Origin of the sequence: Blautia fusiformis, assembly GCF_020686995.1 — a bacterium.
Taxonomy (GTDB): domain Bacteria; phylum Bacillota; class Clostridia; order Lachnospirales; family Lachnospiraceae; genus Blautia_A; species Blautia_A fusiformis.
Genome location: NZ_JAJEPT010000005.1, coordinates 79,563 through 105,374 on the forward strand (window position 1 = coordinate 79,563; position 25,812 = coordinate 105,374).

Genomic DNA, 25,812 nt, shown 5'->3' on the forward strand with positions numbered 1-25,812 from the left:
TGGTGTTATCTATGACTGCTTTTTTTATGATGTATCTCATAAATAATGAATATACAGCGAAAGGCGAGCAGCCCATTCAGGGAATCCTTTGTCTGGATGATAAAGATGCGGCGGCAAAGCTACATTATCTTGCCAGGGAATGGCAATATTTTCCGGGAAAGCTGCTTACACCTGAGATGCTGAAAAAGGATCCAGGATATTACAGTTGTTATATTTCGATCGGAGAACGTAATGAAATGGAACTGGGGAATAAAGAGGCTTCTACGTATGGATGTGGGACATACCGGATGTTTCTGATCCTGCCCGAAGAGGAAAAAATCTGGGCTATATCTATGGCGGAGGTTTTTTCCGCATACCGAATCTATATCAATGGAGAACTGGCCGGGGAAGTAGGGAATCCTGACGAAAAAACCTATATGGACCGGGTCATGAACCGTGTTTTTACGTTTCAGGGATCCGGGGTTGTGGAGATTGTCATAGCAGTAGCAGACAAAAGCCATATCAGATCCGGAATCCAGGCTATTCCGGTTTTGGGATCTCCGGTCCGTGTAAGCATACAGAGAGGACTGCGGGTACTCGGAAGCGGCTGTGCCATTGCGTTCTGTATCTGTATCATGTTTGGGACTCTTATGGTACATGTCAGAACCAGGACAAAAGAATTTGCTATTTTTAATCTGGTCTGTCTCTGTGTGGCAGGATATTCGTTATGCTCCCTGGTACATAATTTTTTTCTTCTTCCCACAAGGCCCTGGTATGCCCTGGAAACTATGATCTATTATCTGATCCTTTCCTGCATGATCCGGCTTGAGGATTGTATTATAGGAAAAAAAAGGGGCATATATCTGTTTCTTTTGATCGATCTCTGGATCGTAGTAGCTTTCTTTCTGGAGATTTTTGCGGATATACTTCCTTCAGCCAGGCTTCTTTATGATGTTGTCTGGATCAGTGAGGCAGTCAAATGGGTGGCAGCGATCTATATGCTGCTCAATACTTTTGGAGAAACAGATTGCAGATATGGAAAGATCGTTTTGGTGGGAACAACGATTTATGCCTGTTCCCTTGTGGCAGATCGGATAGGGTATCTTTATGAGCCGATTTTGGGAGGAGGTTTCCCGGAGACAGGTGGGCTGATACTGACAGCTGCGTTTGGCTGTGTTCTGTGGAGAGACCTGTCAGAAGCATATAAGATCAGTCTGACTTATGAGGTATATAGTCATCAGACTGAACTTCGTCTCCTTGCCCAGAAAAATCATTACGACCGATTAAAAGAACAGATGGAAGAAACCAGCCGTGTCCGTCATGATATGCGTCAGCACCTTCGTGTTCTGTCTGCATTACTGGAACGTGAGCAGTATGGAGAAATGCAGAAATACCTTTGCCGGTATACCCGTGAATTCCAGGAACGTTTGACCTATCATTCTTACTGTAAAAATCAGGTTGCCGATGCGATCTTACATTATTATGAAGAACTATGCAGAAAAAACGGGATCGTTTTTCAGTGTCAGGTAGAGGCACCGGAAAAAACAGGGATCCAGGATACAGATTTTTGTCGTCTCTTTGGAAATCTTCTGGAAAATGCCATAGAAGCGGCACAGCTTTGTCCGAAAGGCAGTTCCAGATTTGTCCGTGTACAGATACGTACCAGAAATAATAAACTTCTTATAAAAGAAGAAAACAGCTGCACAGATCCCTTACGCAGAAATAAAACAGGATTTTTTTCAGGTAAGCATTCCGGACAGGGGATCGGAACTGCGTCGATCATGGAAATTGCGGCACGTTATGGAGGGTTTGCGGATTTTCAGTCTGAAAATGGCATTTTTAAAGCTGAGATATTTCTTCATCTGACGCAAAGAGATACTGAAGATAGGCTTTACGGATAGCAGAAGAGCCACGTTTCCGGATCTGGACGACCTCTCCGTTGTCCAGAAGGAAGCCTTCTTCAGAAGCTTCCTGTATACGGTCCATATTAACGACACAGCCACGGTAACAGGAGAGAAAATTGGGACAGTCCCGGATCTGCTCCTCAAATTTGTGAAAGGTAAGATAAGAACGGACCGGACCGGCGTCGGTATGAAGGCACACTGCATTTCGGAATGTATCTGCATATAAAATACTGCGCAGAGGGACCCGGATGGGAACCCGGTCAGAAACGACTTCAATGTAACGGGATGCCAGTAAATGCCTGGATTGAAAGGAATCCAGAATGGAACAGAGTTTTTCTGGCTGAAATGGTTTCAGAAGATAATAGGAGGCTCCTACATCATAGCTTTCCACAGCAAAATCACTGCTGGTAGTGACAAAAACAAGGATGCAGCTATCGGACTGTCTTCGGATCCTGCGCGCAGCTTCCATACCTGTCATTCCGTCCATATAAATATCCAGGAACAGGATCTGAAATTTTCCGGGCTGATAATCTTCAAAAAATTCTTCTGCGCTGAAGAAATGACAGATTTCTGCCCGGATCTGTTTTTTCTCAAAATAGGAAACAGCGATATTCTTCAGGGCTTCTGCATCCGTTGAGATGTCATCAATAATTGCAATATTCAAAATAATATAACCTCCGGTTTATAAAAGAGTAGTAAAAATAGTATATCATAACTTTTGTGTATATCCAATATCGGATTTTTGCCTGAAATGACGTATTGTGTAGAAAATTATCAGGAACGAACGTGCTTTTAGCAGATATTTAACATAAAAAATGTCATATTTCATGGAAACTGTCATTTTGTCACAGGTCTGTTGTCATTTCCTGCTATTTTTTTTACAATAGCGTCAAAAGATACGAAAGGCGGTGGATATACGAAAAATAAGGGCAGCAGCTGGCGACACCAGAAACTGTTGACCAAGATCCAGATAAAAAACAATCCTCCAAGAGGGCTGTACTTCCAGATTTGAGGTACAGCCCTTTCCCCTGTCATAACAGTGATTCTTGACGGAATCGTGGAAATTCGCTATCATGGAAATGATTTTTATATACTTTGGAAGAAAACGGAGAAAATGCGCATGAACATTCTTAATATAGAACATATCCACAAAATTTTTGGAGATAAGGTGATATTTGATGATATCTCCTGCGGCATCGATCAGGGAGAAAAAATAGGTATTATCGGTGTAAACGGAACCGGTAAGACTACTTTGCTCCGCGTGATCGCCGGAGAGGAAGAACCGGACGAAGGGCAGGTGATCACCCAGAACGGGATCCGGATCAGCTGGCTTCCCCAGACTCCGGAATTTCCGCAGCATATGACCATTCTGGACTATGTGGCAGAAGGCAAATGGCAGAAGGACTGGAGTACCGAAAGTGAGGCCAGACGCATGCTGAATACACTTGGTATTACCGATCAGAATATTAATATGGATAATCTTTCCGGTGGTGAAAAGAAAAGAGTGGCGCTGGCAAGGATGCTTTTAAATCCGGCTGACATTCTGATCCTGGATGAGCCTACCAACCATCTGGACGGAGAAATGGTCATATGGCTGGAAGATTTTCTCCGGAATTTTCGTGGGACGGTGATCATGGTCACTCATGACCGTTATTTCCTGGATCGTGTGGCAAACCGGATCCTGGAGATCAGCCACGGAAAATTATATTCCTATGCAGGAGATTATTCCAGATTTCTGGAGCTGAAAGCGCAGAGAGAGGAAATGGAGCTTGCCAGTGACCGGAAGCGCCGCAGTGTACTTCGGATGGAACTGGAATGGGCAGCAAGAGGCTGTCGTGCCAGAAGTACAAAACAGAGAGCAAGGCTTGACCGTTTGGAAGCACTGAAGGCGGGAAAAACCCCGCTGAAAGAGCAGAATGTGGAAATGGATTCCATTGAGACCCGTATGGGAAAGAAAACCATAGAGTTTCATCATGTAAGTAAAACCATCGAAGGTCGTCTTTTGATCAATGATTTTGATCATATTGTTCTTCGTGATCAGCGTCTCGGGATCATCGGACCAAATGGCTGCGGTAAGTCCACACTTCTTAAAATGGCAGATGGACTGATCTTGCCGGATTCCGGAGAGATTCAGATCGGAGAAACGATCCGTATTGGGTATCTTGCCCAAAACGTTCCGGATATGGATGGAAGACAGCGGGTGATCGATTATATCCGTGAGGTGGCGGAATATGTTCCGACAAAAGAAGGAAGGATCACAGCTTCCCAGATGCTTGAGAGATTTCTTTTTGATCCGGCCATGCAGTACACTCCGGTGGAGAAGCTTTCCGGAGGTGAGAAGCGAAGACTGTATCTTCTGAAGGTTCTGATGGAGGCGCCAAATGTTCTTCTTCTTGATGAGCCCGGAAATGATCTTGATATTCCCACCATGACCATTCTTGAGGACTATCTGGATTCTTTTTCCGGCATCGTGATCACAGTGTCCCATGACCGCTATTTCCTGGATAATGTGGTGAACCGTATTATGGCATTTGAGGGAGATGGCCGGCTTGTCCAGTATGAGGGCGGTTATACGGATTATCTGGAAGCAAAGGAAAGAAAGGGACAGTCTCTGGAAACGCGTTCAGATATGAATGGCGGTACAGTACAGGGAGAAACAGCTGAGCCTGAGAAAAAGAAATCCGCTGCAGATACCTGGAAACAGAACCGGAAACAGAAACTGAAATTTACCTATAAAGAACAGAAAGAATTTGACACTATTGACGATGACATCGCAGCATTGGAAGAACGTCTGGAGCAGATTGACAAAGAGATGGCTGCCAATGCCACAAATGCGGGAAAACTCAGGGAGCTTTCCGATGAGCAGCAGGAAATCCAGCAGAAGCTGGACGAAAAAATGGATCGCTGGGTATATTTAAATGATCTTGCAGAACAGATTGAAAATCAGAAAGAGTAAAAGATATTGACTTCTCAGGCAAAACTCTAGTATCATAAATAACGGTACGTTAACCGGATAAACTGCAAAGCAGTTATTCGGTTATGAGTAGGTAGCGAATGCGGATTTCGAATATCCGCTTAACTTTTGGTACTCTGCAATGAAAATCCTTATACGGATGTGTATGAGGATTTTCACTACAGTGTACCATATGCATTCCGAAAAGATTTCGGACAGAGAAAGGACAACATATGTCAGAAATGGTAAAAGTCGTTGTAGATGCAATGGGTGGTGACAATGCTCCCGAGGAACCGGTAAAAGCCGCAGTGGAAGCTGTGAAAGAAAAAGAGAACATCCAGGTCATCCTTACAGGAGTACAGGATGTGATCGAAGCAGAGCTTCGGAAATACCCGGATTATCCTAAGGACAGGATTCGTGTGGTGCATGCGTCTCAGGTGATCGAGACTGCGGAACCTCCGGTCATGGCTATCCAGAAAAAGAAAGATTCCTCTATTGTAGTGGGATTAAATCTTGTAAAAAAACAGGAGGCCGATGCCTTTGTTTCCTCCGGAAGCACCGGTGCGGTACTGGTAGGAGGCCAGGTGATCGTAGGCAGGATCCAAGGAATCCGGAGACCACCTCTTGCTCCGCTGATCCCTACGGCAAAGGGCGTTTCCCTTCTGATCGACTGTGGTGCCAATGTAGATGCGAGACCAGATCATCTGGTACAGTTTGCGCAGATGGGTTCCATCTATATGGAAAATGTAGTGGGTATTAAGAAACCAAGAGTTGCTATCGTTAATAACGGTGCTGAGGAAGAAAAGGGCAATGCGCTGGTAAAGGCTACCTTCCCTCTGTTAAAAGCATGTAAGGATATCAATTTCATCGGAAGTATTGAGGCGAGAGATATCCCGTCAGGTTATGCAGATGTAGTAGTCTGTGAAGCTTTTGTAGGAAATGTGATCCTCAAGCTTTATGAAGGTGTTGGAGCTACTCTGATATCTATGATCAAAAAAGGTATGATGACAAACATTCGCAGTAAAATGGGAGCTCTGATGGTAAAACCTGCTCTTAAGGAAACCTTAAAATCATTTGATGCCAGTGAATATGGCGGAGCACCGCTTCTTGGTCTGAAAGGTCTTGTGGTCAAAAGCCACGGAAGTGCCAAAAGCGTAGAAATCCGTCATGCGATCTTTCAGTGCGAGCAGTTTAAGGAAGAGAAGATCAATGAAAAGATCGAGGAGTTTATAGCAGCTGAGCAGAAAGCACAGGCAGAAGAAAAAAGCGAAAAAAAATAAAACCGGGATTGCCGGAAATATTACAGACAGAACAGGAGGCGAACAGTCGTGGAACTGGAAATGCTGAAGACCATCATCGAAAAAACTCTGAGAAGAAATATGGATGCCATTACAGAAAAAACTACCTTTGTGGATGATCTGGGAGTGGATTCTCTGGATTTTTTTCAGATTCTTATTGATCTGGAGGAAACTTTTGATGTTCGTATCGCCCCGGAGGAAGCCGAGGAGATCGTTACTGTCGGCGATGCAGTGGAGACTCTTCGCCGAGTAACGAAGGGAAGAAGAAATGGAAAATAATTTAAAAAAGCTGGAGCAGACTATCGGATACCAGTTTACCGCAAAATCTTTACTGGAGCAGGCAATGACACACAGCTCCTATGCCAACGAAAAACACCTTGGAAAGCTTGGATGCAATGAGCGTCTGGAGTTTCTTGGAGATGCAGTGCTGGAGCTGATCAGCAGTGATTTTCTGTACAAAAAATTCCGGAATAATCAGGAAGGTGAGTTGACCAAGAAACGTGCCAGCATGGTATGTGAAAAGAGTCTTGCCTACTGTGCCAGAGAATTCGGGCTTCCGGAGTTTATCCTCCTTGGAAGAGGTGAGGAAATGATGGGCGGTCGTAAAAGAGATTCCATCGTTTCTGATGCCTTGGAATCTCTGATCGGGGCTATGTATCTGGACGGTGGATTTGAACCGGCACAGGCTTTTGTTATGAAATTTATCCTGAACGATCTGGAGGATAAGAGGATTTTTTATGACAGCAAGACAGTGCTTCAGGAAATGGTACAGGAAGGCGGAAATCATCCGGTGGAATATCGTCTTCTGAAAGAAGAGGGACCGGACCACAGCAAGAGCTTTACTGTGGAGGCGCTGATCAATGGAAAAAGTATGGGAACCGGAACCGGCCATACAAAAAAGGCAGCAGAACAGGCTGCAGCCCTAGAGGCAATACGCAGTATAAAATAACAGCAGGTGGCCAATGTATCTGAAAAATATAGAGGTGCAGGGATTTAAATCCTTTGCACAGAAAATAAATTTTGAATTTCATAACGGGATCACCGGCATCGTAGGACCTAACGGCAGCGGAAAAAGTAATGTTGGTGATGCAGTCCGCTGGGTTCTGGGAGAACAGAGCGCCAAGCAGCTTCGAGGCGGGAATATGCAGGATGTTATCTTTTCAGGAACGGAGCTTCGCAAGCCTCTGAGCTTTGCGTCCGTGGCTATTACACTTGATAACAGCGATCACAAGCTCCCGGTGGATTTTGAAGAAGTAACCGTTACCAGAAGACTGTATCGTTCCGGTGAGAGCGAATACCGCATCAACGGCAGCTCCTGTCGTTTAAAGGACATCAATGAGATGTTCTATGATACCGGTATCGGAAAAGAAGGATATTCCATCATCGGACAGGGTCAGATCGATAAGATCTTAAGTGGAAAACCCGAAGAACGCCGAGAGCTTTTTGACGAGGCAGCCGGGATCGTCAAATTTAAAAGACGAAAAAATACCACACTGAAGAAGCTTGAGGAAGAACAACAGAATCTGGTCCGTGTCACGGACATCTTAAGTGAGCTGACCAAGCAGCTGGAACCGCTGGAACGTCAGTCTGAGACTGCAAAAATATATCTGGCAAAAAGAGAAAATCTGAAAGAGCTGGATATAAATATGTTCCTCCTGGAATATGAACACACCGGAAATCTGATCCGCGAGCTGGAAGAAAAAACCAGGATTGCAGAAAATCAGTTAAAAGAAGCCCAGAATGCTCATAGTCGTACCAAGGATGAATATGAACGTCTGGAAAAAATACTGGAAGAGCTGAATGAGCGGATGGAGGCGTTGCGGGAAGAAAGCCGGGATCGTGCTATCCGTAAACAACAGCTGTCCGGTGAGATCAATGTTCTTCATGAACAGATCCTGGCAGGAGAGCAGAATGACAGTCATTATCGCAGCCGTCTTTTAGCAGTTCAGGAAGATACGGAGAAAAAATCTGCAGACCAGGAAGCTCTGGAAGAGCAAAAAGTAGATCTTCAGGCAAATTTACGGGAGATCGACAGAAAACTTGCTGACGAGCAGAAAAGAATGGATAATATCCAGAGCAGCATCGAAGAATGCACCCAGGCAGTGGAAGATGGTAAGAATGAGATCATTGAGATCCTTAATTCCCGTGCAAACACCAAAGGTAAGGCACAGCGTTTTGATGCCATGAAGGAGCAGTTGGATATCCGGAAAGCAGGAATCAGTCAGAGGATCCTTTCCCTGAAAACCCAGGAAGAGGAGCAGCAGTCTGCGATCGATCAGGCACAGAAGGAATACGACACTATCACGAAGGCCATTCAGGAAACCAGAGAAGAAGGCAGCCGTCTTACAAAAGAGATACATGCCATCCAGGAAACCCTTAAACAGCAGAATACACAGCTGGAAAAGGAACAGACGTCCTATCATAGAGAGGCATCCAGACTGGAATCCCTCCGCAATATCACAGAACGTTATGATGGATATGGAAACAGTATCCGCCGTGTCATGGAACAGAAGAATCATGTTCCTGGGATCCGTGGCGTAGTGGCGGATATCATTCACGTTGAAAAAAATTATGAGATTGCTATTGAGACAGCTCTTGGCGGAAGCATTCAGAATATCGTTACGGATAACGAGCAGACTGCTAAGCAGATGATCGAATTCCTGAAGAAAAACCGGTATGGTCGTGCGACTTTTCTCCCGTTAAACAGCATTTCTTCAAGAGGCGAGTTTAATCAGAGAGGTGCTTTGAACGAACCGGGAGCTATTGGTCTTGCCAGTGGCCTGGTAACTGCAGAGAAGGAATATGACGGTCTGATCGGATATCTTCTTGGCAGAGTGCTGGTGGTGGATCATATCGATCATGCTATTGCCATTGCCAGAAAATACCGACACAGTATCCGTATGGTAACGTTGGAGGGAGAATCCTTAAGTCCAGGTGGTTCCATGACCGGTGGAGCTTTTAAGAACAACAGCAATCTTCTTGGGCGTCGTCGTGAGATCGAGGAACTGGAAAAGAAGGTAAAAGAGCTGGCAGCCGGGTATAATGAGATCCGACAGTCCATGGAAGATAACCGCAGCAGAAGAAATGAGATGCGTGATACTGTGGCGGCGCTGCAGCAGAAATTTCAGGAACAATCCATTCAGCAGAATACAGCCAGGTTGAACATTGAACAGCTGGAGAAAAAAGCGGAGGAGATCCGCGGCGGTTATACCAGGATCGAGAGGGAGCAGGAGGAGATCCGTCTTCAGGCAAGAGACATGCAGGCAGATAACATAAAGATCACGCAGGAACTTGAAGCATCCAAAAGGGATGAGGAAGAGCTGGAAACGTTTATCGAGACCCGGCAGAAGGAGCTGGAGGACTGGAAAAAGGACGAAGCGGAGACTTCAGAGAAGCTGGAAAGGATCCGTCTTGACGCATCTGCATCCCAGCAGAAGGAAAGCTTCATAAAGGAAAATCTGCGGCGCCTGAAAGAGGAAATCGAAGTTCTTTCGAAAGAGAGGGAAGAAATTCTGGATTCTCTGGAAAAAGGTAGCCAGGAAACTGCAGAAAAGAGAAAGACGATCGACAAGGTCCGTAAGGAGATCGAAGGCTTTGCCGCAAAAGAAGAGGCGGCTGCAAAACAGCTGGAAAAATGGCAGCAGGAAAAGGAAGAGCGCACAAAAAGCCATAAGGAGTTTTTTGAAAAGCGTGATGAGCTGTCTGGCCAGATCAGTCTTCTGGACAAAGAATGCTTCCGACTGAAGACTCAGGCAGAAAAGATCGAAGAGAACCGGGAAGCAAGGATTTCCTATATGTGGGAAGAATACGAGATCACTCCGAATAATGCCTTGCAGTACAGGAAAGAAGAAATGAATGACAGGCATGTGATGAAGCAGCAGATCCATAAATTAAAGGACGAGATCCGAGCTCTTGGCTCTGTCAACGTCAATGCCATTGAGGATTACAAAGAACTTCTGGAACGGCATACGTTCTTAAGCGGTCAGTACAACGATCTTTTGGAAGCGGAAAAAACGCTGGAACAGATCATCCAGGAGTTGGATGAGGGCATGCGGAAGCAGTTTAGCGAAAAATTCGGAGAGATCCAGAAAGAATTTGATAAAGCCTTCAAAGAACTGTTCGGCGGAGGCCGGGGAACTCTGGAACTTGCGGAAGACGAGGATATCCTTGAGGCAGGGATCCGGATCATTTCCCAGCCGCCCGGAAAAAAACTTCAGAATATGATGCAGCTTTCCGGTGGAGAAAAAGCACTGACAGCCATTGCACTTCTTTTTGCTATCCAGAATCTGAAGCCTTCACCATTCTGTCTTCTGGATGAGATCGAGGCTGCACTGGATGATTCCAATGTAGGACGTTTTGCGGGATATCTTCAGAAGTTGACGAAGAACACACAATTTATTATAATAACACATAGACGTGGTACCATGAATGCAGCAGACAGGCTTTATGGAATTACCATGCAGGAAAAAGGGGTATCCACGCTGGTATCCGTAGATTTAGTAGAGAACCAGCTTACCCAGTAGCAGAGGGGATGAATCAGTATGGCAGAAGAAAAAAAGGGATTTTTTAAACGTCTGGTAAGCGGACTTACCAAAACGCGAGACAATATCGTTGCCGGCTTTGATTCCATTTTCAGCGGTTTTTCCAGTATTGATGATGATTTTTATGAAGAACTGGAAGAGATCCTGATCATGGGAGATATCGGCATTAACGCAACCACCTCTATTCTGGAGCATTTAAAGGAGCAGGTTGCTGAGCAGCATATCAAGGAGCCGTCCCAGTGCAAACAGCTTCTGATCGACAGCATCAAAAAACAGATGCAGGTAGAAAGCACAGAATATGAGTTTGAGAACCGGAAATCCGTGATCCTTGTGATCGGTGTCAATGGAGTAGGTAAGACTACCTCTGTAGGCAAGCTGGCCGGTAAATTAAAGGATCAGGGAAAAAAGGTCATCCTCGGAGCAGCAGATACCTTCCGTGCGGCAGCCGGGGAGCAGCTGACACAGTGGGCCAACCGTGCAGGCGTTGAGATCATCGGCGGCCAGGACGGAGCAGATCCGGCATCTGTTGTCTATGATGCAGTGGCAGCAGCCAAAGCCAGAAATGCAGATATTCTGATCTGCGATACCGCAGGAAGACTTCATAATAAGAAAAACCTTATGGAAGAGCTTCGCAAGATTTACCGTATTCTGGAACGTGAGTATCCGGAAGCATATTTGGAAACGCTGGTAGTTCTTGACGGAACCACGGGCCAGAATGCGCTTTCCCAGGCAAGACAGTTTGCCGAGGTCGCAAACGTTACCGGAATCATTCTTACCAAACTTGATGGTACAGCCAAGGGCGGAATCGCAGTAGCGATCCAGTCTGAGCTTGACATACCAGTAAAATACATCGGAGTAGGCGAAAGTATCGATGACCTGCAGAAATTTGATGCAGACGCATTTGTAAACGCCCTCTTTGACGTAGAAGAAAGGAGCTAAATACAAATGCTTACATTAGAGAGCTTTGAGGAAGCGGCAGCAAAAGTAAAAGAAGTGACACAGGAAACAAAGCTGATATACAGCAGTTATTTCTCAGATATGACGGGAAATAAGGTTTATCTGAAGCCAGAGAATATGCAGCGTACCGGTGCATATAAGGTGCGTGGCGCATATTACAAGATCAGCACACTTTCTGACGAAGAGAGGAACAAAGGTCTGATCACTGCATCTGCAGGAAATCATGCCCAGGGTGTTGCTTATGCTGCACATAAATATGGAGTAAAAGCAGTCATTGTCATGCCAACTACCACACCACTGATCAAGGTAGAGCGCACCAAGAGTTACGGTGCGGAGGTTATCCTTCACGGCGACGTGTATGACGAAGCCTGCGCACACGCACTTGCCCTTGCAGAAGAAAAAGGATATACCTTTATCCATCCATTTGACGATCCGGCAGTAGCAACCGGTCAGGGAACTATCGCCATGGAGATCGTACAGGAACTTCCGCTTGTAGATTACATTCTGGTACCGATCGGAGGGGGCGGACTTGCTACAGGTGTCTCTACACTTGCGAAGCTTCTGAACCCACACATCAAAGTCATCGGTGTTGAGCCGGCAGGCGCAGCATGTATGAAGGCATCCCTGGAGAAAGGGGAGGTCGTAACGCTTCCTCACGTAAATACTATCGCAGATGGTACTGCAGTACAGACTCCGGGAAAAAATATCTTCCCATATATCCAGGAAAATCTGGACGATATCATTACCATCGATGATGATGAGCTGATCGTGGCTTTTCTTGATATGGTAGAAAACCACAAGATGATCGTAGAGAACTCAGGACTTCTTACTGTAGCAGCTCTCCGTCATCTGGATGTAAAGAATAAGAAGATCGTTTCCATCTTAAGCGGTGGAAATATGGATGTGATCACCATGTCATCGGTTGTACAGCACGGACTGATCCAGCGTGACCGTATCTTTACCGTATCCGTACTTATTCCGGATAAGCCAGGTGAACTGGTACGTGTTGCAAGTGTGATCGCTGAAAATCAGGGTAATGTTATCAAACTGGATCATAACCAGTTTGTAAGTACCAACCGAAATGCAGCCGTAGAACTTCGGATCACTATGGAAGCATTCGGAACAGATCATAAGAATCAGATCGTTGCAGCTCTGGAAAAAGCGGGTTGCAAACCGAGAGTGGTACGTGCTATACTGTAGGACGTGTTATATTGCAATAACTGAAACTTCTGACCGGACTGTTGCATATGATGTAACAGCCCGGTCTTTTGCGAAAATACCTGCATAGACAGAAAGGACAGATAAATATGTGTGGAATTGTAGGATTTACAGGTAGACACCAGGCAGCTCCGATCCTTTTAGATGGACTCTCCAAGCTGGAATACAGAGGATATGATTCCGCTGGAATCGCCGTACGTGACGGCGAGGACGAGACGGAAGTGATCAAAGCCAAGGGAAGACTGAAAGTTCTGTCAGAAAAGACAAACGGCGGAGAGACTGTACCGGGAACCTGTGGTATCGGTCATACCAGATGGGCAACTCATGGTGAACCTTCTGAGAACAATGCACATCCGCATATGACAGACGACGGTAATATCGTAGCAGTCCACAACGGCATCATTGAGAACTATCAGGAACTGAAAAATAAGCTCACCCGTAAAGGCTATACTTTCTATTCTGAGACCGATACCGAGGTAGCAGTCAAGCTGATCGATTATTATTACAAGAAATATGAGGGAACACCGGTGGATGCCATCACACATTCCATGGTACGTATCCGTGGTTCCTATGCCCTTGCGATCATGTTCAAGGATTATCCGGGTGAAATATATGTAGCCAGAAAAGACAGCCCCATGATCCTTGGAGTGGCAGAAGATGAATCCTTTATCGCTTCTGACGTACCGGCGATCCTGAAATACACCCGCAATGTATATTATATCGGCAATCTGGAGATGGCGCGTGTGAAAAAAGGCGAAGTCACCTTCTACAATCTTGATGGAGATGAGATCGAGAAAGAGCTGAAAACCATTGAATGGGATGCAGAAGCAGCGGAAAAAGCCGGATATGAGCATTTCATGATGAAAGAGATCCATGAACAGCCAAAGGCAGTACTGGATACGTTGAATTCCGTGCTCAAGGATGGAAAGATCGACCTCAGTGAAGTTGGCCTGGAAGAAGAAAGCATCCGGAACATCCAGCAGATCTATATCATAGCCTGCGGCTCCGCTTATCACGTAGGAATGGCAGCACAGTATGTGATCGAGGATCTTGCACAGATCCCGGTAAGAGTAGAGCTCGCTTCCGAATTCCGTTACCGAAAAATGGCCCTTAACACCAACAGCCTTGCAGTGATCATCAGCCAGTCCGGTGAAACAGCAGACAGTCTTGCAGCACTTCGTAAATGCAAGGAAAATGGTATTCGTACACTGGGAATCGTTAATGTAGTGGGATCTTCCATTGCACGTGAGGCTGATAATGTATTTTATACTCTGGCCGGACCGGAGATTTCTGTAGCTACTACCAAGGCGTACAGCACACAGCTGATCGCAGCTTATACACTGGCGATCCAGTTTGCAATGGTAAGAGGAACGATCACAGAAGAAGCCTACAGCAATTATATCAGTGAACTGCAGACACTTCCGGATAAGATCTGTAAGATCCTGGAAGATAAGGAACGTATCCAGTGGTTTGCCTCAAAACAGGCAAATGTAAAAGATGCTTTCTTTGTAGGAAGAGGAATTGATTACGCTATCAGCCTGGAGGGCAGTCTGAAGATGAAAGAGATCAGTTACATTCACTCTGAAGCCTATGCTGCCGGAGAGCTGAAACACGGAACGATCTCCCTGATCGAAGACGGGACTCTTGTGATCGGTGTGCTGACCCAGCCGGATCTCTACGAAAAAACAGTCAGCAATATGGTTGAGTGTAAGAGCCGCGGCGCCTACCTTATGGGCCTGACCACATTTGGTAATTACAATATCGAGGATACCGCAGACTTCACCGTCTACATCCCGAAAACAGACCCGCACTTTGCAACATCCCTGGCAGTGATCCCGCTTCAGCTTCTGGGCTACTACGTAAGCGTAGCCAAAGGACTGGATGTGGATAAACCACGAAATCTGGCGAAGAGCGTGACAGTGGAGTAAAAAATATATATGGACTATAGAGAAAGCCTCAGAGTATGTATATGCGAAAATACTCTGAGGCTTTTTTATAAAATCTTTACGCAAAAATAGTTTCATGGTATCATATAGACATATGATGCTGTGAAATTATTTTGCTTTTCAGGGGATATTAAGAAGGGGTGACGGGTACATGCTTATGCCGGTAGTGCCAGAGAGGAGATTGAACTGAAACCAGAGTGCCCGGACAGCCATAGAGCAGATAAAGGAGAAAAATTATCCGGAGTCTTTACAGAAATGTACAGGGAATATCCTGGCTTGTGGGGATCAATTATAACAAACCAATCAACAGTGGTAAGCTTTTGGAGCTGCTGTCACAGTACAAATAATAAGATAGGAAAAAATATATGAAGAATACAGTGGTGATCTTTAATGCCGGTATCGGTGCGCTGACTCTTGGTTTTCAAAATGCCGGTTATGAGATTTTGAAAGCATATGAGCCGGACAGAAAAGTGATAGAGATCTATCAGGAAAATATAAGTCAAAATGTAACTGCATGCAGCCTTTCTTCCATAGATCCTGCCACAGTTCCGGACAGTGATGTCTGGGCTTTTGATCTGACGCAGTCGAAAGCAGAAGAGGTGTTTTATAGTTTGACCCTGGTGCAAAGAAGACGACCGCCGGCCATTCTTTTTGTTATGAAAAAGCAATTATGGAAAGGGTTCATAAAGGAGCACATTTTTCAGCTGCAAGAATATGGATACCATATCACGCATAAAAATATCCAGAGTTCGGAGGTTACTGCATTTCCGCTGCGGGAAGAATTTGCATATATTGTTTCAAAAAGAGTGAATGCTTCGGATATGATCATGCCGGTGCAGGTCCATAAGAGTAGTATCCTGTTGGATGGCTGGGTGGAAATGAATCCACAGGATTCCTGGTATTACAGAATTGATTTTGCGAAAGAGAAGATTGATGCTTCGCATGCCGGTGACAGCGTTTTGTGTTGGGAAAAAGGCGGTTATCGGGAATCCGGGCAGGTTCGTCTGAATCTGATAAAAATGCCGCTGATCCGTATCCATGGCGTCTATCATAAGATCACACACAAAGAAATAGCCAGATTAAAGGGATTTCCGGAAGATTTTCCACGTTCTGTGCCAAACAAAAGCCGGATGTACAGAAGCCTGATATATGCGCCGAACATAAAAGTGACAGAACAGGTCGTTCGCAATCTCTGCGTAGAACCCTATATAAATTCAGAGGGTGATGTGCAGATGAAAAACTGGGAAAATATGGCCCGCTTTAAGCAGCTTTTTGAAAAATACCTTACATATAAAGGGGTTTCTTTCCAAAGCGATGAATGGGTCTTTATGACCAGAATGTACAGTGATTCCAAAGAAATCGCTACACTTAAACGGTTGCAGAGTTATAGCCGTCTGGTTGGAAAAGCAGTGTCAGATCAGAAAAAGGATCTGCCATTACAAAATATCTGTGTAGTGGCGAATCTGGTCTCTGATGAGACTAAGAGAAAGTACGAAGAGGCGAAGCTTGGATATGTCTGGGACATCCGAAATGTGCTGTGGCTCTTTGAGGACTATCCGGAACTGAAGAACGAACTGATCTCGATTCTGAATTATTCGGTGGAAAACATAGAACCGGAGAGACCGGAGCCTTTTATCTTTGAGGAAAGCAGCCAGATGGAGAATACGGATCCGGAATCGGTTGCTGACAGCTATATAGCGCAGTTAAAAGTGTTGGAGACCGGTAGTGCAGCTTTCAAGAAATATGAGGAACTTTGTGTTTCTATTCTGAAATATATCCTTGGAGAATATCTGACTTTGTGGGAGCAGCAGAAGACAACAGAGGAAGATCTGTATCGTTTTGACATGTGCTGTAAGATCAAAAACGGGGTGACACAGGATTTTTTTGACACGATCTGTAAGTATTTTTCTACGAAGTATATCGTGTTCGAGTTTAAAAACTATGAAAAGCCTATTACTCAGAGGGAAATTTACACTACAGAAAAATATCTGTACGAAAAAGCTCTCCGTAAAGTTGCGATCATTATTTCCAGAAAAGGAGCGGATAAACATGCGAAAATGGCTGCACGGGGAAGTCTACGGTAAAGCGGGAAACTGATCATCTGCCTGTCCGATGAAGATTTGAAAGCGATGCTCCAGATAAAAAAAGAAGGGGAAAAAACAACGGGAGGGTATTTGGAAGATATTTTGGATGATATGCTGATGCGCCTGGAAAAATAGAAAATTTTGTGAAAAATCACTCAAAAATCCCCATTTCGAGGGCAGAGTTTTGGAAGATAATCCGCTGCCTTCGAATTTTTTTATTTTCGAAATAAATCTGTTGTTGTAATATGGAAATTGATGTGGCATAATAAATGGGAAAATGTTAAAAATAAGAAAAATCCAGATTAAGGAAATGTAAAGTCGCATTTTCAGGATAACATGGCTCCTGACAGGTTATGACAGGAAGCGAGTATGACAAAGGAGAAAATTATGGCAATTTTTTCAATGATCTTATCTTTGTTGTGTGGAGTATCATTATTTTTGTTTGGTATGTCCCTAATGGGCGATGGTCTGAAGCTGGCAGCAGGTAATAAGCTGGAAGCATTTCTTTATAAGATGACCAATACTCCGCTGAAGGGTGTCGCACTTGGTACTGGTGTTACCAGTGTGATCCAGTCGTCTTCTGCGACGACAGTTATGGTGATCGGTTTTGTAAACTCCGGTATGATGAAACTGAAACAGGCGATCGGTATCATCATGGGAGCCAATATCGGAACCAGTATTACTGGCTGGATCTTATGTCTTTCTTATATTGAAGGATCTAATGGAATCGCTAGTGTTCTTTCCACAGCAACTATTTCTGCTGTTGTGGCTGTAGTTGGTATTATTTTCCGTATGTTCTGTAAGCGTACCTTACATAAGAACGTGGGAAATATCATGCTTGGTTTTGCGATCCTGATGACAGGTATGCAGATGATGAGTGGTGCGGTATCTCCATTGCGTGAGAGTCCGATGTTCATCAAGATGCTGACTATGTTTTCCAATCCGATCGCAGGTATTCTCGTAGGTATCGCTTTTACTGCGGTACTCCAGAGTGCGTCTGCAACAGTCGGTGTGCTCCAGGCTCTTTCCGTAACCGGTATCCTGACATTTGCAAGTGCATTTCCGATCGTTCTTGGTATCGGTGTTGGTGCTGCATGTCCAGTTCTGATCTCAGCCATCGGAGCAAATAAGAACGGTAAAAGAACGGCTCTTGTATATCTGATCAATGACCTGTTTGGTCTGATTCTCTGGTCTGTGATCTTTTATACCGTGAATGCGTTTGTACATTTTACATTTATGGATATGACCATGACACCGGTAGCGATCGCACTTTTGAACACAGTTTTCCGTCTGGCAACGGTTATCGTGCTGTTCCCGTTTATTTCAAAGATCGAGAAGCTGGTATGCTGGCTTGTTAAGGATAACAAAGAAGATCTGGAAGATGAGGCAGACTTTGATCTTCTGGAAGAGCGTCTTCTGAATTACCCGGCCCTTGCTATCGCACAGTGTCACCGTGTAATGAACGGAATGTCCAAGAAGCTCCGTAAGAATGTCAACAGAGCCATGAATCTTCTGAATGATTATCAGCAGGATAAGTATGATAAGGTTCAGCGAAAAGAGGATCTGATCGACAAGTATGAAAGTCGTCTAGGAGAGTATCTGATCCAGCTGACAAAGAGAGAGATGAATTCTGCACAGACAAGACAGACTTCACTGTATCTGCATACGATCAATGACTTTGAGCGTATCGGTGATCATGCTTCTTACATTGCTCATATGTCCAATGAAATGCATGATAACCATACGAATTTTTCACAGGAAGCCTGGGATGAGCTGAATGTTGTTATGGAGGCAGTTCGTGAGGATATCAATATAACCTGCAATGCTTTCATGAAAGATGATAAAGAAATGGCACAGAGAGTAGCACCTCTCGGAGCTGTGATCACAGGACTTTGTGATGTACTGAAGATGCGTCATGCAGAGCGACTGAGCCAGGGCAAATGCGGACTGGAAGAGGGAACGGTATTTAGTGATATCCTTAACAGTTTCTGTCGTATCGCAACTCACTGTGCAAGTGCTATGGTGGCACTTATGAAGAGCGGAGAGACAGGATCTGATCTTCATATTCACGATTCCAAGATCTATCCCACAAACAGTGCGGACTACTACCAGTATTTCAAGGAATACGGACAGAAATATGATATTGGAAATCAGGAAGGCCATATGCTCAGCATGGAGCCGGAAGAAGTAGAATAAGAAATTCAGGCAGCGGAAATGTAGATATTCCGTTGCCGTTTTTGTTAGGGATTTGCCCTAACAATGAAAAAAGAAGGGGCTGTCGCACTAATTTTTTAGTGCGACAGCCCCTTTGTACTGAGGTGATTATAGTTCAGAGAACAAAATATGTCACTCCTCTATTTTTCATTACTTTTTGTAAAAATCATATAATTGCTGATAATTAGTAATAGGGGTTATCAAAATACAGATTTCATGATATGATAAACCTATCAGATAGCGTGAGACATATAATGGGGATATGTATCTCGCAGAAAGAAAAGGGAGGGTTTTATTATGGGTGAAAGTATGATCACATCGTTTGACGGAACGAAACTGTATCTGAAAAAAGAAACAGCAGCAGACAATAAAGCGGTGATCGTGATTGTCCACGGACTCTGTGAGCACCAGGGCAGGTACGATTATTTTGCGGAAAAACTTCATGAGGCGGGAATCGGAACCTATCGTTTTGATCACAGAGGACATGGACGGTCTGAAGGTGAAGAGACTTTTTATTCAGATTTCAATGAGCTTCTGGACGACACCAACGTAGTTGTGGATATGGCAATTGAGGAAAATCCGGATATCCCGGTATTTCTTCTGGGACACAGCATGGGCGGATTTACGGTTTCTCTGTACGGAGCCAAATATCCGGACAAAAAACTCCGGGGGATCATTACCAGTGGTGCGCTGACCGCAGATAACGGCAATCTGATACGTGGTGTGCCGGGAGAAATGGATGTACATACGCGCCTTGCCAATCAGCTGGGTTCAGGTGTATGCTCTGTACAGGAAGTGGTAGACTGGTACGGAAAAGATCCATACAATAAACAGTCCTTTACAGCGGGGTTATGCTATGCGATCTGCGACGGACTTGACTGGTTCAAAGAGAAAAAAGCAGAGTTCCATTATCCGGTCCTTATGACACACGGCGAGAAAGACGGTCTGGTAAGTGTACAGGATACCTATGATTTCTTTAAAGAAGCAGGATCAAAAGACAAGCAGATGAAGATCTACGGCGGACTTTTTCATGAGATCCTGAATGAGTATTGTAAAGATGAAGTGATCGGGGATATGATCCGGTGGATGGAAGTGAGAATCTGAATATAAACAAATTGTTTTACAAGTAGCAGCAAAGCCAGGTGGAAACATATAGCACCTGGCTTTCTTTTGCAAAGAGATTCTGTTACAATAGCAGGATGAAAACAAGAAGACAGAACAGGAGAAAAATAACCATGTCAAATATCATAGAAATCACAGATTTCAACGCTCCGGAGCTGGATGTATATGCCAGGATCTCGGAGATACAGCTTTTGAACCGGGCAGAACCGGAGAAGGGGATCTTTATTGCGGAGAGCCCGAAGGTTATTGAGAGAGCTTTGGATTCCGGGTGCCAGCCGATTTCTTTTCTGGTGGAACATAAACATGTTGAGGGTGAGGCAAAAGAACTGATCCGTCGTTGTGGAGACATCCCGGTTTATACGGCAGAATTTGATGTGTTGACGCAGCTGACTGGATTCAAGCTGACAAGAGGAATGCTCTGTGCAATGCGCCGGCCGGCGCTTCCTGATATAGTCGATGTATGCAAAAATGCCCGCAGGATCGCAGTTCTGGAAAATGTGGTAAATCCTACTAATATAGGCGCGATCTTTCGTTCTGCGGCGGCTCTTGGGATGGATGCGGTGCTGCTGACACCGGGGTGCAGCAATCCATTGTACCGCCGTGCGATCCGTGTCAGCATGGGAACCGTATTCCAGATACCATGGACATTTTTTGATGAAAAAACAGAGTGGAAAACGGAAGGAATCCGGTCTCTGAAAGCGATGGGATTTAAGACGGCAGCCATGGCTCTTAGGGAGGATTCCTTTGATATTGATGATCCTCATCTGATGGCAGAAGAAAAACTGGCAGTAGTTCTTGGAACAGAGGGGGATGGCCTTGCTTCGGAGACCATTGCGGATTGTGATTATACAGTATGTATTCCAATGGCACACGGTGTGGATTCACTGAATGTGGCGGCAGCCAGTGCAGTTGCATTTTGGCAGCTGGGAAAACGCTAAATATTTAAGAGAGTTCCCGTTTTTTATGATCTTGCATTCCGGTTTTCTTCTTCCATATCCATCAGATGAAAAGAAAGCAACAGATACAGGATCTCGTTTCTGTCTGTAAGATCTGAATCCAGAAAAGCTTTGATCTTATCCAGACGATAAAGAAGAGTACTTCTGTGGATAAATAAAGCGCTGGCAGTATGAGAAATGTTCTGGTTGTGCTCCAGAAAACAACGCAGTGTTTCATAGAGATGAGATTGCTTTGCCTCATCCTTATATTTCATTGACAGAAGCTTTTCGTGACAGACCATGTAAGCAGGAAGCTTTCTGGTTGCCTGTTCCAGAATATAGGGCAGAGCGATGGAGTCAAAATAGTGGATACTTTCTGCGGGATTTTTGCGTTTTCCAACCTGCAGGGTAACAGAAGCCTGCGTGTATTGCCGGTGGAAATTGAAATGTCCAAGCATCTTCCGGCTGTATCCGGCGCTTAACATGCTGCTTTTGATAAAGCCCTCGATCTTATCGGAAATCTCATGGATAGTCAGAGTGCAGAGATCCAGATTGATAAAAAGCACAGCATTGCCTTTATGTTCCGTGGCACAGGTGGCAGGAATTGTATTTTCCAGATAGTTACAGATGGCATTAAGGGTCAGATTTTTCTGGTCGATCAGTCCGGTCTGGATCAGGATGCATTGATACATATGGGAAGAAAGCCATCCCACATTTGTCAGCTGCTGACTGATTTTTACATAATCAGCTCCGGGATCAGTCAGAATGGACATAAAAATCTGATGCAGAGGAAAAGCTTTATCCCGGCTGTGCATGATTCCTGTAGAAAGTGCATGGGATACCATCTGGGAAAGGTACTCCAGAACAAAACCAAACGTATCATCCAGGGGAACCTCACCTTCGGAAAACATCAGCCTGTATACTGCTTTATCATTATTGGAGATATTTACGCAAAGAGAAGGAGCAGTAAGGCCATTTCCCGGATAATAAAAATATCCGGTTTTATAAAAAGCCTCTTCGTAATGAGGATCCTGCTTCAGGCTGTCCACAATAGCCCAGGAATTTTCAGTGGAACCCAAAACAGAATTGGAAAGATCACTTAGATTCCAGTCTCTGGAGGCAATGATAGTAAAATCCATACCGATCAGCATCATTGGATTGGGAATAATGGAAGCTGTAAGATCCAGAAGCTCCTGGATAGATGCGTTCCGGAGACGGGAATCCATCAGGGACTGATTCCACTGATCATAGAGGATAAAAATATCCTGAATCCTGTTAAAGACAATATTGACTGGAATATCTTCAGGGATGATACACATGTTTGGCTGAGTTAATTCGTAGTTCTGATAGATTTTTCCAATCATCAGGAACAGAATATTTTGGGGATGATGAAAAGTGAGCTGAAAATCCGGATCTGTGATAAGGTAAACACGTCCATCCTGAAGAACGGTGTTCTTTTCAAAGCAGGAAGGGCAGGAAAGGGTGGGGGATGTATCCAGCCTGGATGTATGCATGGAAAATGATTTCTGCAGGTGATAGCATATGAGTTTTGCACTGAGTTTCAAGGAAAATCCTCCTTCCTATATTTTGTAGGAAAAAACAGGAATAATAGCCATATTATGTGGAATTGTGATTCTTTTGATTTACAGTATAATAGAATCATAAGGAAAAAACAAGTGCAGAAACAAGCCTTTTATGTTGGGGTGTGGCAAAACAAGTGCGGAAAAAAGGCTTTCCTGCATAATAACGTAGAGGAGGTGCGTTTATGTTAACAAAAAGACAAAATATGCTGGAAGTGATCCGCGGAGGAAATCCGGATCGTTTTGTAAAACAGTATGAGGGACTGACATTTGTTCTGAATACTCCATATCAGACGAAGTATCCTATGATGCCGGAAGGACCTGGTGCACCAACAGTAAAATGCGGATGGGGATATTATAATTCCTGGCCTGCAGGAACACCGGGAGCGTTTCCGCTCCATGATCCGGAGCATCTGGTATGTCCGGACGTCGCAGAGTGGAAAAAATATGTAAAGGCACCGGACATCAACTACACGGCAGAGGACTGGAAAGAATGCCAGGAGACAGTTGCCGGAATTGACCGGAATGAAACCATGGTTACTGCAATGGTTGCACCTGGAGTTTTTGAGATGTGCCATTATCTCTGTGAGATCCAGAATACCATGATCAATTTCTACGAAGAGCCGGAAGCCATGCATGAACTGATCGAATATATTACAGAGTGGGAACTGAAATGGGCAGAGCAGGTCTGCACCTATATGAAACCGGATGTTGTCTTCCATCATGATGACTGGGGAACACAGAAGTCTACATTTATCAGTGTGGATATGTTCCGTGAGTTCTTTATGGATTCTTACAAACGTATTTACGGATATTACCATGATCATGGTGTTGAACTGATCATCCACCATAATGACAGCTACAGTGCAACACTGGTTCCGACAATGATCGAGATGGGAATTGATGTATGGCAGGGCTGTATGTCTGTTAATGATCTTCCGAAGCTGATCAAAGAATATGGAAAAGATATCACATTTATGGGTGGTATCGATAACGGTAAAGTAGATCGCTTTGATTGGAATCAGGAAATGATCGAAGAGTCAACAGATCAGCTTTGCAGAGACTGTGGTAAGCTTTATTTTATTCCGTGCACCACTCATGGCCTGAATTTCTCATGTATCCCAGGTGTATATGAGGCAGTGGATAAGGAAATCGATAAAATGACAAAGGAAATGTTTTGATCGAAGCATAAGACTTATTAATAAGAGGTAAATAGAATAACAAAGGTCGGAAAAGCCTGCAAAACCCAGCAGAAAAGTGCTTTTCCGGCCTTTTTTTGTGAAATTCAGGAAAAAATAAAATTGTAAAGCAAAAACCCTTGACAGGTGTGCCGGAATCGTGTATGATAGCCAAGGTGATTACAGATGGAGAAATTTGTAGAGCAGACATTTTTATTTGATTTTTATGGAGAGCTTCTGACAGAGAGGCAGCGGCAGGTGTACACCAGTGTGGTATTTGAGGATTATTCCTTAAGTGAGGTTGCTGAGGAACTTGGCATCAGCAGACAGGGTGTGCATGATATGATCAGACGGTGCAATCGGACGTTGGAAGAATATGAAGAGAAGCTTCATCTGGTCGAGAAATTCCTGAACATCCGCAGTCAGGTCATAAAGATCCATGAACTGGCTGACAAGTACCACGCCGAAGATATTGCGGCGATTTCCAATGTGATATTAGAGGAGTTATGATCAATGGCATTTGAGAGTTTAACAGATAAACTGCAGAATGTATTTAAGAAGCTGAAGGGCAAGGGCCGTCTCACAGAGGCTGATGTCAAGGTAGCACTGAAGGAAGTTAAGATGGCGCTTCTGGAAGCGGATGTTAACTTTAAGGTCGTTAAGCAGTTTACGAAATCCGTTCAGGAAAAGGCTATCGGACAGGATGTTATGAATGGTCTGAATCCGGGACAGATGGTGATCAAGATCGTAAATGATGAGCTGGTCAACCTGATGGGAAGTGAGACAACAGAGCTTCCGATCAAACCGGGAATGGATCTTACCGTTCTTATGATGGTCGGTCTTCAGGGTGCAGGTAAGACAACGACGGTTGCCAAGCTGGCAGGCAAACTGAAATCCAAGGGAAAGAAACCACTGCTTGTGGCCTGTGATGTTTACCGTCCGGCAGCGATCACACAGTTGCAGGTAAACGGTGAGAAACAGGGCGTCGAGGTCTTTTCCATGGGAGATAAGCAGAATCCCGTGGATATTGCAAAAGCAGCTATCGAGCATGCGAAATCCAATCAGCAGAATGTTGTGCTCATCGATACAGCAGGACGTCTTCACATTGATGAGGATATGATGCAGGAGCTTGAGGATATCAAAGCGAATGTGAATGTAGATGCTACAGTGCTTGTAGTTGATGCCATGACAGGACAGGATGCAGTAAATGTGGCGCAGAACTTTTCTGATAAAGTCGGCATTGATGGTGTGATCCTGACTAAGATGGACGGTGATACACGAGGCGGCGCTGCGCTTTCCATTAAAGCCGTGACCGGCAAACCGATCTTCTATGTTGGTATGGGAGAGAAGCTTTCAGATCTGGAACAGTTTTATCCAGAACGTATGGCTTCCAGGATCCTTGGAATGGGCGATGTAATGAGTCTGATCGAGAAGGTGGAAGCATCTGTGGATCAGGAACAGGCTCAGGAGATGCAAAAGAAGCTGAAGAAAATGGACTTCGACTTCAATGATTATCTTACCAGCATGGAGCAGATGAACAAGATGGGTGGTATTTCCAGTATCCTGAACATGCTTCCCGGAATGGGCGGTAAGATGAAGGATATCGAGGGTATGATCGATGAGAAGGCTATGGACCGTACCAAGTCCATCATTCTTTCCATGACACCTCAGGAGAGAAGTAACCCCAACATTTTGAACATCTCACGCAAGAACCGTATCGCCAGAGGCGCCGGAGTGGATATTACAGAAGTAAATCGTCTTGTGAAGCAGTTTGAGCAGAGCAAGAAGATGATGAAACAGATGCCGGGATTAACAGGCGGCAAGATGAATATGGGAAAAAGAGGCGGCTTTAAGCTTCCCTTTTAATAAATAACAATAAATTTTCAGAAAGATAATTGGAGGA

18 protein-coding genes are annotated in these 25,812 nt (G+C 44.6%); 16 read left to right on the top strand and 2 right to left on the bottom strand.

The annotated features are described in order from the left end of the window. Positions 1-11: 11 nt before the first annotated feature. Positions 12-1,880, top strand: a complete 1,869-nt coding sequence (locus LKD46_RS06060; RefSeq protein ID WP_110103259.1) for a GHKL domain-containing protein — start codon at positions 12-14, stop codon at positions 1,878-1,880. On the opposite strand, the gene LKD46_RS06065 is transcribed toward LKD46_RS06060, so the two are convergent. After that, positions 1,819-2,547, bottom strand: a complete 729-nt coding sequence (locus LKD46_RS06065) for a LytR/AlgR family response regulator transcription factor (protein ID WP_110103258.1) — start codon at positions 2,545-2,547, stop codon at positions 1,819-1,821. The two genes, LKD46_RS06060 and LKD46_RS06065, sit on opposite strands and share 62 nt — an antisense overlap. A 456-nt stretch (positions 2,548-3,003) precedes the next feature. Here LKD46_RS06065 and LKD46_RS06070 point away from each other — a divergent pair, with 456 nt between their 5' ends. From LKD46_RS06070 to LKD46_RS06125, 12 genes are all read left to right on the top strand, one after another. After that, complete coding sequence (locus LKD46_RS06070) at positions 3,004-4,839, top strand: ABC-F family ATP-binding cassette domain-containing protein (protein WP_022427037.1); 1,836 nt, start codon at positions 3,004-3,006, stop codon at positions 4,837-4,839. A gap of 230 nt (positions 4,840-5,069) precedes the next feature. Next, on the top strand, positions 5,070-6,116 hold the full coding sequence (gene plsX / locus LKD46_RS06075) for a phosphate acyltransferase PlsX (RefSeq protein WP_059085900.1): 1,047 nt from the start codon (positions 5,070-5,072) through the stop codon (positions 6,114-6,116). A 48-nt stretch (positions 6,117-6,164) separates the two neighbouring features. Further along, positions 6,165-6,413 carry an acyl carrier protein gene (locus tag LKD46_RS06080; RefSeq protein WP_110103257.1) on the top strand — a complete coding sequence of 83 codons (249 nt, stop codon included), beginning with the start codon at positions 6,165-6,167 and terminating at the stop codon, positions 6,411-6,413. Continuing rightward, positions 6,403-7,083, top strand: coding sequence for a ribonuclease III (gene rnc / locus LKD46_RS06085; RefSeq protein WP_021652555.1), 681 nt, complete (start codon positions 6,403-6,405; stop codon positions 7,081-7,083). Before LKD46_RS06080 ends, rnc begins: the two co-directional genes overlap by 11 nt. 13 nt (positions 7,084-7,096) lie before the next feature. Beyond that, positions 7,097-10,657 (top strand): chromosome segregation protein SMC, encoded by a 3,561-nt coding sequence (smc, locus tag LKD46_RS06090; protein WP_110103256.1) that lies wholly within the window; start codon positions 7,097-7,099, stop codon positions 10,655-10,657. 18 nt (positions 10,658-10,675) lie between these two features. Beyond that, the gene (gene ftsY, locus LKD46_RS06095; RefSeq protein WP_015525230.1) at positions 10,676-11,614 is read left to right on the top strand and encodes a signal recognition particle-docking protein FtsY; all 939 of its coding nucleotides are present in this window, start codon (positions 10,676-10,678) and stop codon (positions 11,612-11,614) included. Between the two features lie 6 nt (positions 11,615-11,620). Beyond that, positions 11,621-12,832, top strand: coding sequence for a threonine ammonia-lyase (gene ilvA, locus LKD46_RS06100; protein WP_015525229.1), 1,212 nt, complete (start codon positions 11,621-11,623; stop codon positions 12,830-12,832). Positions 12,833-12,939: 107 nt separating this feature from the next. Beyond that, the gene (gene glmS / locus LKD46_RS06105) at positions 12,940-14,778 is read left to right on the top strand and encodes a glutamine--fructose-6-phosphate transaminase (isomerizing) (protein WP_022427034.1); all 1,839 of its coding nucleotides are present in this window, start codon (positions 12,940-12,942) and stop codon (positions 14,776-14,778) included. Between the two features lie 383 nt (positions 14,779-15,161). Continuing rightward, on the top strand, positions 15,162-16,880 hold the full coding sequence (locus LKD46_RS06110) for a DNA cytosine methyltransferase (RefSeq protein WP_227573933.1): 1,719 nt from the start codon (positions 15,162-15,164) through the stop codon (positions 16,878-16,880). Between the two features lie 387 nt (positions 16,881-17,267). After that, a complete protein-coding gene (locus LKD46_RS06115; RefSeq protein WP_044962146.1) occupies positions 17,268-19,076 on the top strand; it encodes a Na/Pi cotransporter family protein in 1,809 nt (602 codons plus the stop codon). A gap of 315 nt (positions 19,077-19,391) precedes the next feature. Continuing rightward, positions 19,392-20,198, top strand: a complete 807-nt coding sequence (locus LKD46_RS06120; protein ID WP_015525224.1) for an alpha/beta hydrolase — start codon at positions 19,392-19,394, stop codon at positions 20,196-20,198. Positions 20,199-20,329: 131 nt separating this feature from the next. Beyond that, entirely contained in the window at positions 20,330-21,154 is an 825-nt protein-coding gene (locus tag LKD46_RS06125; protein ID WP_015525223.1) for a TrmH family RNA methyltransferase, read from the top strand. A 23-nt stretch (positions 21,155-21,177) separates the two neighbouring features. Here the strand turns inward: LKD46_RS06125 and LKD46_RS06130 are convergent, their stop codons facing one another. Further along, on the bottom strand, positions 21,178-22,716 hold the full coding sequence (locus LKD46_RS06130) for a PucR family transcriptional regulator (RefSeq protein WP_110104265.1): 1,539 nt from the start codon (positions 22,714-22,716) through the stop codon (positions 21,178-21,180). Between the two features lie 200 nt (positions 22,717-22,916). Between LKD46_RS06130 and LKD46_RS06135 the strand changes: the two genes are divergently transcribed. The 3 genes from LKD46_RS06135 (at position 22,917) to ffh (ending at position 25,775) form a co-directional block, all read left to right on the top strand. After that, the gene (locus tag LKD46_RS06135; RefSeq protein ID WP_021652564.1) at positions 22,917-23,912 is read left to right on the top strand and encodes a uroporphyrinogen decarboxylase family protein; all 996 of its coding nucleotides are present in this window, start codon (positions 22,917-22,919) and stop codon (positions 23,910-23,912) included. 183 nt (positions 23,913-24,095) lie between these two features. Continuing rightward, positions 24,096-24,419 (top strand): YlxM family DNA-binding protein, encoded by a 324-nt coding sequence (gene ylxM / locus LKD46_RS06140; RefSeq protein ID WP_015525222.1) that lies wholly within the window; start codon positions 24,096-24,098, stop codon positions 24,417-24,419. Between the two features lie 3 nt (positions 24,420-24,422). Further along, the gene (gene ffh / locus LKD46_RS06145) at positions 24,423-25,775 is read left to right on the top strand and encodes a signal recognition particle protein (RefSeq protein WP_021652565.1); all 1,353 of its coding nucleotides are present in this window, start codon (positions 24,423-24,425) and stop codon (positions 25,773-25,775) included. The last annotated feature ends 37 nt before the right edge of the window (positions 25,776-25,812 follow it).

What these genes read in the sequence shown, in the direction of transcription:
- LKD46_RS06125 (WP_015525223.1), top strand. Translation starts at nt 20,330, where the DNA reads ATGTCAAATATCATAGAAATCACAGATTTCAACGCTCCGGAGCTGGAT.
- LKD46_RS06070 (WP_022427037.1), top strand. Translation starts at nt 3,004, where the DNA reads ATGAACATTCTTAATATAGAACATATCCACAAAATTTTTGGAGATAAG.
- LKD46_RS06120 (WP_015525224.1), top strand. Translation starts at nt 19,392, where the DNA reads ATGGGTGAAAGTATGATCACATCGTTTGACGGAACGAAACTGTATCTG.
- ftsY (WP_015525230.1), top strand. Translation starts at nt 10,676, where the DNA reads ATGGCAGAAGAAAAAAAGGGATTTTTTAAACGTCTGGTAAGCGGACTT.
- plsX (WP_059085900.1), top strand. Translation starts at nt 5,070, where the DNA reads ATGTCAGAAATGGTAAAAGTCGTTGTAGATGCAATGGGTGGTGACAAT.
- LKD46_RS06115 (WP_044962146.1), top strand. Translation starts at nt 17,268, where the DNA reads ATGGCAATTTTTTCAATGATCTTATCTTTGTTGTGTGGAGTATCATTA.
- rnc (WP_021652555.1), top strand. Translation starts at nt 6,403, where the DNA reads ATGGAAAATAATTTAAAAAAGCTGGAGCAGACTATCGGATACCAGTTT.
- ylxM (WP_015525222.1), top strand. Translation starts at nt 24,096, where the DNA reads ATGGAGAAATTTGTAGAGCAGACATTTTTATTTGATTTTTATGGAGAG.
- LKD46_RS06135 (WP_021652564.1), top strand. Translation starts at nt 22,917, where the DNA reads ATGTTAACAAAAAGACAAAATATGCTGGAAGTGATCCGCGGAGGAAAT.
- LKD46_RS06060 (WP_110103259.1), top strand. Translation starts at nt 12, where the DNA reads ATGACTGCTTTTTTTATGATGTATCTCATAAATAATGAATATACAGCG.
- glmS (WP_022427034.1), top strand. Translation starts at nt 12,940, where the DNA reads ATGTGTGGAATTGTAGGATTTACAGGTAGACACCAGGCAGCTCCGATC.
- LKD46_RS06110 (WP_227573933.1), top strand. Translation starts at nt 15,162, where the DNA reads ATGAAGAATACAGTGGTGATCTTTAATGCCGGTATCGGTGCGCTGACT.
- ffh (WP_021652565.1), top strand. Translation starts at nt 24,423, where the DNA reads ATGGCATTTGAGAGTTTAACAGATAAACTGCAGAATGTATTTAAGAAG.
- ilvA (WP_015525229.1), top strand. Translation starts at nt 11,621, where the DNA reads ATGCTTACATTAGAGAGCTTTGAGGAAGCGGCAGCAAAAGTAAAAGAA.
- smc (WP_110103256.1), top strand. Translation starts at nt 7,097, where the DNA reads ATGTATCTGAAAAATATAGAGGTGCAGGGATTTAAATCCTTTGCACAG.